The sequence below is a fragment of the Shinella sp. M31 genome, assembly GCF_049199205.1.
Classification (GTDB): domain Bacteria; phylum Pseudomonadota; class Alphaproteobacteria; order Rhizobiales; family Rhizobiaceae; genus Shinella.
On the sequence record NZ_JBLZPH010000120.1, the window covers coordinates 1 to 10,785 of the forward strand.

Below are 10,785 nucleotides of genomic sequence, written 5' to 3' on the forward strand. Positions count from 1 at the left end.
GGCCGCCGGAGAATTCGTGCGGATACTTTTTCGCATCGGCTGGATTGAGGCCGACCGTGTTCAAAAGCTCACCGACGCGGGCCTGCCGGTCGGCGACGCTCACCGCCTTGACCATCGGCTCAGCGATGCTGCGGCCGATGCGCCAACGCGGGTTGAGACTGCCGATAGGGTCCTGGAATACCATCTGCAAACGGATCGGTGCGGCGTCCGGCGTGTTGAACGCGATCTCGCCCGCTGTCGGCTGATCGAGGCCGGCCATCAGGCGGGTGATAGTCGACTTGCCGCAGCCGGATTCGCCGACGATGGAAAAGGTCGTGCCCCGCTCGATGGTGAAGCTGACATCATCGACCGCTCGGACGATCTTGCGACCTTGCCGCGTGACCACCCGTTGCAGGAAGGGTTCCGAAACATCAAAACTCTTGCCGAGATTGACGACCTTAATCAGGGGGCTGTCGCTGGCGGTCCGCATGGCCTCATTCCACCCAGGCGCCGTCGCGCGCGACGATGCGGCCGCGCTTGACCACCAGATTGCGCTTCGGCCGGTCAACTAGGATTTGCGCGAGGTTTTCCCCCTCGATCAGGACGAGGCTGCCCTCACAACCGGCTCTGAGGCCGTAGCCTTCCAGATCCAGCAGCGCCGCGCCGCGCTTCGTGCCCATGTCGAACGCAGCGACCAGTTCCTCGTCCGTGCGGCAATACGAGCGGTAGGAGAGCAGCCAACAGCGCTCCAGCATGTCGCCGTTGCCATGTGGGTTCCAAGTGTCGCGCAGGGAATCCGAGGCGACGGCGCATCTGACGCCGCGCCGCGCCAGCTCGAACATCGGGGGAAAACCGATCTCGCCAGGCACCGCCGAAATGATGCCAATGCCGGCTTCCGCCAGCGTGTCGATTATCGCATCCACCTCGTCGGCGGGCCCGTCGCCCAAGCAGAAGGCATGGCTGACGATGACGCGGTTTTGCATGCCGAGCACTCTGGTCCGTTCGGCGATCATCGCCAGCTCGTAGAGGCCGAGCTCACCACGCTCGTGCAGGTGGATATCGATCTTGGCGCCCTTGCGGTCGGCGATGCCGAAGATCGTGTCGAGATGACCCTTCGGGTCACCGTCGATATTGGCCGGGTCGATGCCACCAATGACGGACGCACCCTCGTCGAGCGCGGCTTCCATCAGGTCGGCCGTCCCGGGGTCGATCATCAATCCGATCTGCGGGAAGGCGACGAGCTCCAAGCCCACAGCATGCTTCGTTTTTTCCCAGGCCTTCAGCACGCCGTGCAGGTTGTCGAGCTTGTAGCCAGTGGAGATATCGACATGGCTGCGGATATGGGTCGAGCCCATGGCGACGCACTGGCGCATCAGGTTGCCGGCGCGTTCCTCGACGTCCCAACGCAGGTTCTTGCGGATCTCCACCTCGTTGTCGATCATGGCGCGCAACGACGGCGGAACGTTGATGCTGTGCCACGGCAGACCCCAGAGAATCTTGTCGAGATGCACATGCGGTTCGACGAAGGGAGCGATTGCGACGGCGTTGCGCCCGTCGTGCACCGGCACGCCAGCCTCGCGCGGCAGGTTCGCGCCGATGGCAGCGATCCGCCCGCCCCTGATCAGGATATCGGCGGTTTGCCCCGCGTCGGGGCGGACATTCGTTACAAGCAGATCGGTCATCTGGATATTCCTGATATCAGCGCAGACGGGGGTTCAGAACATCGCGCAGCCAATCGCCGACCATGTTCACGGACAGGACAAGAAGGACGAGGGCAGCGCCGGGGAAAAGCGATATCCACCACTCGCCGGAAAGCAGGAGGTCGTTGCCGGCACGGATGAGCGTGCCGAGGGAGGGCTGCGACGGCGGCATGCCGAGGCCGAGGAAGGAGAGGATCGCCTCCGTGAGGATCGCCACGCCAAGCCCGAGGGTGGCGAGCACCAGCACCGGCCCGATTGTATTGGGCAGAATATGGGTAAGCACGATGCGCGCGCCGCTGACCTTGCTGATGCGGGCGGCTGCGACGTAGTCCTTGCGTCGCTCTACCATGGTGGAGGCGCGCACCGTACGAGCGAACTGCACCCAGTCGGCGACGCCGATGGCGAGGATCACCACATAGAAGCGCATCTCCTCTCGCATGCCGACCGGCATGACGATCTTGGCGACGCCATCGATGAAGAAGGCGATCATGATTGTCGGGAAGCTCAGCTGGATATCACCGAGGCGCATGATGACCGCGTCGACCCAGCCGCCGAAATAGCCCGCGGCGAGGCCGAGCAGCACGCCGATGGTGACCGAGAACAGCACGGCGGCGAGGCCGACAAGCAGCGAGATGCGCATGCCGTAAAAGATCGACGACAGGATATCGCGGCCCTGTTCGTCGGTACCGAGCAGGTATTTCGCGGTACCGCCGTCCGACCAGAGGGGCGGCAGGCGCGAATCCATGATCTCGAGCGTCGCAGGATCGAAGGGGTTGTGCGGCGCAATCCAGTTGGCCGCGGCGGCACAGAAGAGCAGCGCCAGGAAGACGACGGTCGCGAAGATGACCGCGGGCGAGGTGCGGAAGCGCCAGGCGAAGTCGCTTGCGGCCCAATCCTTGAGAAGTCCGGTCAATCGGGTCATTTCACGCGCATCCTCGGATCGACAAGAAGATAGGTCAGGTCAACGATCAGGTTGATCATCACGAAGCTGACGCCGACGAAGGCGAGATAGGCGGCCATGACGGGGAAGTCCGCGAACTCGATCGCCTGCAGGATGAGCAGCCCCAACCCCGGCCACTGGAAGACGGCTTCCACTACGATGGCGAAGGCGATCAGCGAGCCGACCTGCAGGCCGACGACGGTTATGACGGGCAGCAGGCTGTTGCGCAGCGCATGCGTCAGATAGACGGCGCGGTCGGACAGGCCGCGGGCGCGCGCGAACTTGATGAAGTCGGCCCGGAACACTTCCAGCATCTCGCCGCGCACCAGCCGCATGATCATTGAGATCTGGAACACGGCGAGCGTGATCGTCGGCATGACTAGCGCCTTGAGGCCGCTCGTCGTCAGAAAACCGGTCGTCCACCAGCCGATCTGCACCGTCTCTCCCCGCCCGAAGGCTGAGAACCAGCGCAGCTCGACTGCGAAGATCAGGATCAGCAGCATGCCGATCAGGAACTGCGGCATAGCGATGCCGAGCAGCGAGACGAGCTGGACGACCCGGCTGAGCAGGCCCTTCGGGCGCAGAGCAGTGTAGATGCCCATGGGGATGCCTACGAGAAGTGCCGTCAGCGTGGCGCTCAGTACCAGCTCCAGGGTCGCCGGCAGGCGCACCAGCATCAAGTCGACGACGGGCTGGCGGTTGCGGTAGGATACGCCGAAATCACCGACGGCCGCCCGTTCGACGAAGCGCCAGAACTGCACGACAGTAGGCTGGTCGAGCCCAAGCGCGACGCGAAGCTCCTCACGCTGCTCTAGAGTCGCGTTGACGCCGAGAATGTTGTTCACGGGGTCGCCGAGGAAATTGAAGATACAGAATGACAGTCCCGAGACGACCAGCATGACGAGAACGACGCTGGTGAGTCGGGTGGCGAGCAAGGAAATCATCGCGGCCTCTCACGGGGAAGAGAGGACGGCGCGGATCTGCGCCGTCCGGCGGTGGCGTCACTTCATCGTGTAGTACCAGAAGCGCGTATACTCGTCGGCCGGCACGATGGCGTTGACCTTGTCGCTCATGCCCCAGGTCAGGAACTGCTGGTGCAGCATGATCTTACCGACCTCGTCGCGATGGATCTTCACCGCCTGCGAGATCATCTCCTGGCGCTTGGCCGGGTCGTATTCCGTGCCGATTTTCTCGATCAACTCATCGACATGCTTGTTGGAATAGCCCTTCGGGTTCCAGGCGCCGAGATCACCCGTCGGCGTGTGAAAGGTCGCTGACATGATGTTGTAAGCGTCGATGGTCGGCAGGCCGGCCCATCCGAGCATGTAAAACGCGTATTTCCCGGCCGGTAGCTCGGTGTCGAACTGCACGGGCGTATGCATGTTGAGCTGCGCCTTGATGCCGATCTTAGCGAGCATGCCGACCACGGCCTGGCAGATGCGTTCATCGTTGATGAAGGAACCGGCCGGGCAATCCATCGGCAGCGTGAAGCCGTCCTTGTACCCCGCTTCCTCGAGCAGCTTCTTGGAAGCCTCAATGTCGAAGGGGAAGCGCACGTCGAGGCTGGCGTCATAGAAGGGCAGCTACGGCGCCAGCGGCAGCGCCGTCGGACGACTGTTGCCGCGCATGATGGAGCGCTTGATCCCTTCGATATCAATCGCCTGGTAAATCGCCTTGCGCACGCGCATGTCGGCGAGTGGATTGCCCTCAACCCCGCTACCTTCCAGCGTCTCGCTCTGTTGGTCCATGCCGAAGAAAATGTTGCGTAGGTGCGGCGCGCGCATGACCTTCATGCCCGGCGTGGCCTCGATACGCTCGATGTCTTGCGAGGGCGCGTTACGGATGAAGTCCACCTCGCCCGAAAGGAGCGCCGCGACGCGCGTGGCGGCATTGGCGATCGGCGTATAGACGATCTCGTCGATATTGTGCTGCGGCTTGTCCCACCAGTCGGGATTCTTGACGAAGACGGTACGGATGTCGGGCTGGCGCTCGGAGAGCTTGAACGGGCCGGTGCCAACGCCCTGCGTGGTCATCGCGCCGCCGGTATTGGTCGAGAGGTCGATCGGCTTTTCCGCGCCGACGGATTCCTGGAATTCCTTGTCGAGGATGTACCAGCCGGCGAAATCGTTGAGCAGGAGCGCGTATTTGCGCTTCAGCGTCACCTCGATCGTGTAGTCGTCGATCTTGGTGATCTCCTTAACCGGCTCCAGCAGACCGGCGAACGGCGAGCCCGGCGAGCCAGCGCGTGTGAAGGAGAAGATGACGTCATCCGCGGTGAACGGGTTGCCGTTGTGGAACTTCACCTTCTTGCGGAGATTGAACCTCCACTTGGTATCGGAAAGCGCTTCCCAGCTTTCGGCCAGTGCCGGTTCGAGCTTGAGATCGGCATTCCAGCGCACCAGGCCTTCATAGACATTGGAGAGCAGGCTGAGCGTGAAGTCATCACGCGCGGCGTGCGGGTCCATGGAGCTCAGCTCTTGCGCCTCGGCGAAACGAAGCGTGTTCGCATTAGCCGCGCCGGCTGCGACACAGGCGCAGGACGCAAGCAACAGGATTTTCAGATAGCGTTTCATGGGCTCCTCCCAGCTTAGAGCGCTTCCTGGCAAGTGGTTTCTTAAAAGGTGTGTTTCGTCTCCACTCGTCAGCATTGCATACATTCAAGTTGCACAGCATCTTTCGCCGTCGCGCTCCCGCAGGGTCGTTATCGGTCATAGATCAGGTTGTGCATGAGTATGATCCCACAGTTGAATACGATAGTCCACATAATTGTATTCGACATAAGGAAGAATTGTAAACAATTTCTGGTGGTTGAGATTTCAATCTGTAAGAGCAGTGCCTCCCTGATGCTGGAAGCATGCCGCCGCCGTCGCCCCGACCGCCATCACCATAGGCTTCCCAACAGAGCAGCGGGGCCCAGCCTGCGGGCAGCGGGGATGGTAGGAACAGCCGTCCGGCCAACTGCCGAGGCGCGGCATGGAGCCGGAAATCTGGGCGAGCCGCACCGGCTGGCGATGGAGAGGCGGAATGGAGGCCATCAGCCCGATGGTGTAGGGATGATTGGCGCGGCGGACAATATCCTCTACCGGTCCGATCTCGACGAGACGGCCGGCATACATCACGGCCACCCGATCGGCGACCTCGGCGATGACGCCCATATCGTGCGTCACCAGCATGATGGCGGTGTCGTGCGTGCGGGCCAGCCGCTTCAGCAGCGCGAGGATTTGCGCCTGGATCGAGACGTCGAGCGCTGTGGTCGGCTCGTCGGCGATGATCAACTCCGGCTCACCCGCGAGCGCCAGAGCGATGACGATGCGCTGGCGCATGCCGCCGGAAAACTGGTGCGGATACTGGTGGAAACGGCTCTCCGGATCGGCAATGCCGACTTCCGCCAAAAGCTGCACAGCCCGCCCGCGAGCCTCAGTCTTCGAGAGCGTCGGAAAATGGGTGCGGATCGTTTCGGTGAGCTGTCGTCCCACGGTGAACAGCGGGTCGAGGCTGGTTAACGGGTCCTGGAAAATCGCGCCGATGCGCTTTCCGCGCAGGCGGCGCTGCTCGTTCTCGTGCAGATTGTCGATACGCTGGCCGGACAGATGGATGCTGCCGGCAGCAACGCGCCCCGGCGCCTGCAGCAGGCCGATCAGCGCGTTGCCGGTCAGCGATTTACCCGCGCCGGATTCCCCAACGACGCCCAAAATCTCGCCGCGGCCGACCGAGAAGGACACGCCGTCGATCGCGACCAGCGCCCGCCCGCGGATTGGAAATTCGATCCGGAGATCGCGCACCTCCAGCACCGGCGCAGCGGCCTCCCGCCGCCCCGCCGTTCTCGTATTCTCGTCGGTCATCACAATCTCCTCCCAGGATTTGCGACCCATCCTCCAGGCTTGCCTGTCGAATGACCCGCCTTGCCAGAATACACAATAGAATACACTTTAGCTTTGAACTTGTGTCAAATCCTAAAGGTGATCGCATGCTAATAAATCTCATCAGCGACGAGAAGGCGGCGCCCGCCGCGAAGGGACTGGCCGGACGCACGAGGGTCTAGAACGACATCTATGCAGCCATCGTCCCCCACCAGCTCCGACAGCGACCACCTTTCAGAAGGATGCGCTGGCCATTGCGTTCGACGTCAGCCGCACCGTCATACGTAAGGTCCTTCTCCAGCTCCCATGAAAAACTGGTCGAGATCATCCCGAACAAGGGCGCTATCGTCGCTCGGCCGTCGCTCGGGGAGGCGCGTCTCGCCAATGAGCAAGCCGGCCGAGCGTCGGCAACATCCGCGCCGCTTGCCAAACGCGCGAAGGCTAAATGACCGTCACCATCGACTGAGATCAGGAGAGAGATTTGAAAAACGCTAGAAACAACGAACTCGCTGACCGCGGTTCCACAGCCGCGGACGCGAAGGCCTATCTTCACACTGCTTACCGAGGTGCGAAAGCGGCGGCAGGGCCATCACAAGAACGGCCTTCAAGAGCCACATCAAACGGATTGAAAAAGCAGCGGTCGATAGCATCGACACCGACCTGCGCCTCCGCGGCATGGACGACTGGACGGAGGTTCTTGTCAAGGAACGAGCCAGTAATTTCGTGACGACCCTTCTGACGTCGTTTACCTACGACCGCGCCTGATTGGCGCGAGCTCGATTGCGGGGACCCGCTTAATCCTCACCGGCTTTCGTCTTCGCAGTCCAAGGGTACGATATCGGGGGAACCCCGGCTCCGGTTGTGGTGTTTAAAACTGGTTCTGATCCTGGTTCTGGTTCTGAAGGTCGAGGTTCGGCGAGCACGTTGCGGACCGCCTGACTTTGAGGATGGTCGCCTGCGACCTGAAGGAAGTTGAGCACAGACCATCTCGTCTCGGTTCCGCCGGACGCGGGGTTCGCGCAGTGGATCACCGTCGGCTCGATGAGATCATCGCCCTGCTGGAGATACCATCTGTCTCCGTTGGCGCTTGAAAAAAATTCTGGCAGTTCTTTTCCCATCGCTGCCTCCCTTGCTAGTCAAAGCAATCCAGCCATTCGGTTGAGTTCGGCTGTCACTGCATCGACATTGTACGGCTTCGGAAAAAATGTCGCCCGTGCAGGGAGGTCACGATCGACAGGACGCCTGTGCCCAGACACGATGATGATTTCGATCGGAGGCCAGCGGTCGCGAACCGCCGCCGCGAGCTTCATGCCGTCCATGCTGCCCGGCATGTCGATGTCAGTAAAAACGATGCGGATATCGGTGCGGGCTTCCAGGATAGCGACCGCCTGAGCGGCATCGATGGCTTCCAAGGCTTCAAACCCGGCCTCCTCGATGAAGTCAACCGCGAGCAAACGTAGAAGCGGCTCATTCTCGACGACAAGGACAACACCTTTGCTTCGACCATGATTTTGGCCCATCGCCGCCACTCGCTTAATTAGAAAGTAAGGCCTTACGGGCCGCCTTTTTCGAAACGCTGCGCCGGTATCGATGTTCCGAGCTTAGAACCAATGTTGTCGGGAAGCCCTGCTTCAGGCGACTAACAATCGAAAGCATCACGCGTGGAAGACCCGTTGCAGTAGAAACTGCACGGCCGTATATGCCTGATCACCCGGGTCTTGAAGCGTGAAGTTGGTATTGCATTTTCCCGAGCACCGCCGGCAAAGCAATGCATTCGGGCTAGCGGCAAATTTTTGCACGGGAAGAACGAGTAGCGAAATATCTAGACGGCGAGTTTTTCGCCCTTAAGCTTCATGGTCACGATTATCCCCTCCGGCGACCATTGATAGTCGATCGTCCCTCCGAGATGTCCAGAGACACTTCGCTGGATGAGCTTGCTTCCGTAACCGTCCGCAGCTGCCGGCGGCTGAACGCGCGGCCCACCACGCTCCACCCAGACCAGTTCCAGATCCGAACCTGTTGTGGATCCGGAGACATCTAGGGTCCCGGTATCGGCGGAAAGCGCGCCATATTTCACCGAGTTTGTCGCGAGCTCATGGATGATGAGGGACAACGCTGTGGCGGTGCCATCTCCCACTCCGATCCGAGGAACGGCCACACGAATTCGACCGCTGAATGCACCAAGGTCTTCATAGGGAGCCAGCAGAACCGAAACCAGGTCGCCGAGCAAGGCGGTGCGGCCCTGACTGCCGGGAAGCGGGCGCACCAGATCGTGGGCGCGCCCGAGTGCAGCCAGGCGACCCGTCAGTTCCTTTGCCATTTCCTTCGCGGTGGTTGTCGACTGGGACGTAATGTTGGTAAGTCCGGTCGCTATCGCCAGGAGGTTCTTGACCCGGTGGCTCATTTCGCCCGCAAGGAGCTCGTGCCCTTCTTCCGCCTGCTTGCGGCCGGTCACATCCAAAAAGATCCCGTACATCTGATGGTCGTGGATAGCGCTGTCATCGCCAACGCCCCGCGCCGAAATCCATCGGATCTCTTCCCCCACCATTATTCGGAAGTCGATCTCGTACGATCCAGTGACGCCGCGAGTTGCGACGAAAGCAGCCCGCACGCGGTCCCGGTCGGCGGGATGGATATGAGCCGACAGATCCTCGAAGCTGACCTCGCCACTCGTGGTCAGCCCCCAGAGGTTAAAGCCCTGCTCATCCATTGCGAAACGATCATCGTTCACGTTCCACGCCCAGAGGGCGACGCCGGCGGCCTCGATAGCGCGGCGTAGATTCTCGGGCTTCCAAACGGGGTGAAGAGGGTTGCTGAGCGGCATTTGACTCCACCGGACTGCTTTGAGGGCTGCTGACCCTTTGTGAGGCGTTTAAAACTACATACGGATTTACGCACTCTAGTCACCGGGCGCCATTTGCCAAAGCAGAATCCGTAGATTTCAATGGCGGGAATCGTAGACGTCAGGCGACGGCGCCCAGTTCACTCGAGATGGTGCAGGGAGAGAAGCAACCAGAGATGCACTACAATCCGATGTCAGACTGCTGAAAGCGTGCCTCAACAAGCTCGTCAAAAAAGTCGACGATCAGGTCCGCCACTGTCTCGGCCTCATGCTCCGTCATATGAGGGGTTATCTCGACAGCGAGGCGCTCGATGTCATCGTGATCTGGTCCAATATGATCGAGAATTCGGGCGAACTTGATCTTCAGTTCCAAGTCACCTTCGAACTCGTCGAGAGTGACTAGTGAAATGCTCGTTGTGGCTTGGAGCAAGCGTGTCTGGATACTGTCGGACGATGTCGCCAAAGCTCGAACCGCTGCAAAAAACTGCTCCCGCGGCGCTGCATGTTTATCGTCCATTCGGTCGTCTTCCTTGTCATTGGCGCTGGATGCGAGGTTCCAGGGTATCAACGCCCAAGCATCGCCGGTCAAGGAAGATCATTTTTTCGCCTATGCGGACAGGCGTCCCAAATCCCGTTCAGCTCAAGAGGTCTTCGCTATAGCAAATAGCAGGCGCCATACTGAGCAATGGCGAATTTCAATCGCAGGCACGGGACCGTATCGCGCTTATACGTTGCTTGCAGGGTTCAATGCGCAGCCTTCAGAAAAGCACGCCTGGCTTCACCATTGGAAAGCCGGCCTTCAGCAGCGGCCGAACATTTGTCGAGTGCTTCCTTCCAAGCCGGCCCCGACTTGCGGGCATGCCGCAACCATGTGCGCGCCTGTGCCGGCGTCTCGATCGTGATCCGCAATCCGTCTTCCTTGAGCCGCACCGGTTCTTGCCACTGGTCAGTCAACTTAATCTCCCTGATTATATCAGTCCGAAATAATCCGTGAGAATGTGGTGCAAAAATGGCGGCGGTTCAGGCGGCGACCCGCCGAGCGGCTCTGTGTATGAGTGCGCTCCCGCTTTCGACGGGAGCGCGCCGTATCAGTTTAAACGGCTACCCGCCTTGCGGCCTTGTCTGCGGCCTTGCGATCCGAGCCATGTTCGGCGAGAATCTTTCCGGCGTCCTCGACGGAAATCCGGTGCTTCTTCGCCAGTGTCTTGGCGGGTGGAGGCCGCGCTCCAAAAAACTCAAAGGCGTGGCAGAGGCAGCGCATGCCGCGGATACCTCAAGCCATGCTTCGGCCTAGATCGAAGTATTTTCGATCCGTAACCGCTAGGATGTGCGGATAGATGGCAAGGAACGGTGGAATGACATCTGAGCCGACAAATCGCACGACCGACTTGTGCCTGTTGCTGCTTCTGTCGACCCTGTGGGGTTCGTCCTATACCTTCATCAAGATCGGCGTCGAGACGATCC

General features: G+C 60.7%; 9 protein-coding genes and 2 pseudogenes. 1 reads left to right on the top strand and 10 read right to left on the bottom strand.

Annotated features, from left to right (window positions below; all coding sequences use genetic code 11):
• The 10 genes and pseudogenes from ACOZKU_RS19675 to ACOZKU_RS19720 all read right to left on the bottom strand — a co-directional run.
• Nucleotides 1-469: ATP-binding cassette domain-containing protein (locus ACOZKU_RS19675; protein WP_421580287.1), on the bottom strand; the 469-nt coding region annotated here is incomplete at its 3' end.
• Between the two features lie 4 nt (nucleotides 470-473).
• The gene (locus ACOZKU_RS19680) at nucleotides 474-1,661 is read right to left on the bottom strand and encodes an amidohydrolase family protein (RefSeq protein ID WP_421580288.1); all 1,188 of its coding nucleotides are present in this window, start codon (nucleotides 1,659-1,661) and stop codon (nucleotides 474-476) included.
• Nucleotides 1,662-1,677: 16 nt separating this feature from the next.
• The gene (locus ACOZKU_RS19685; RefSeq protein WP_421580289.1) at nucleotides 1,678-2,601 is read right to left on the bottom strand and encodes an ABC transporter permease; all 924 of its coding nucleotides are present in this window, start codon (nucleotides 2,599-2,601) and stop codon (nucleotides 1,678-1,680) included.
• Nucleotides 2,598-3,563: an ABC transporter permease gene (locus ACOZKU_RS19690; protein ID WP_421580290.1), complete on the bottom strand. Its 966-nt coding sequence runs from the start codon at nucleotides 3,561-3,563 to the stop codon at nucleotides 2,598-2,600. The genes ACOZKU_RS19685 and ACOZKU_RS19690 overlap by 4 nt, the downstream gene beginning before the upstream one ends.
• Nucleotides 3,564-3,620: 57 nt before the next feature.
• A pseudogene (locus tag ACOZKU_RS19695) lies at nucleotides 3,621-5,276 on the bottom strand (ABC transporter substrate-binding protein).
• A gap of 159 nt (nucleotides 5,277-5,435) precedes the next feature.
• Nucleotides 5,436-6,461, bottom strand: coding sequence for an ABC transporter ATP-binding protein (locus ACOZKU_RS19700; protein WP_421580291.1), 1,026 nt, complete (start codon nucleotides 6,459-6,461; stop codon nucleotides 5,436-5,438).
• Between the two features lie 1,154 nt (nucleotides 6,462-7,615).
• On the bottom strand, nucleotides 7,616-7,999 hold the full coding sequence (locus ACOZKU_RS19705; protein WP_421580292.1) for a response regulator: 384 nt from the start codon (nucleotides 7,997-7,999) through the stop codon (nucleotides 7,616-7,618).
• A 302-nt stretch (nucleotides 8,000-8,301) separates the two neighbouring features.
• Entirely contained in the window at nucleotides 8,302-9,303 is a 1,002-nt protein-coding gene (locus ACOZKU_RS19710) for a sensor histidine kinase (protein ID WP_421580293.1), read from the bottom strand.
• 199 nt (nucleotides 9,304-9,502) lie between these two features.
• On the bottom strand, nucleotides 9,503-9,910 hold the full coding sequence (locus ACOZKU_RS19715) for a hypothetical protein (protein ID WP_421580294.1): 408 nt from the start codon (nucleotides 9,908-9,910) through the stop codon (nucleotides 9,503-9,505).
• A 155-nt stretch (nucleotides 9,911-10,065) separates the two neighbouring features.
• Nucleotides 10,066-10,275, bottom strand: coding sequence for a DUF982 domain-containing protein (locus tag ACOZKU_RS19720; RefSeq protein WP_421580295.1), 210 nt, complete (start codon nucleotides 10,273-10,275; stop codon nucleotides 10,066-10,068).
• 401 nt (nucleotides 10,276-10,676) lie between these two features.
• Between ACOZKU_RS19720 and ACOZKU_RS19725 the strand changes: the two are divergent.
• Nucleotides 10,677-10,785, top strand: a pseudogene (locus ACOZKU_RS19725) (EamA/RhaT family transporter); the annotation flags it as partial.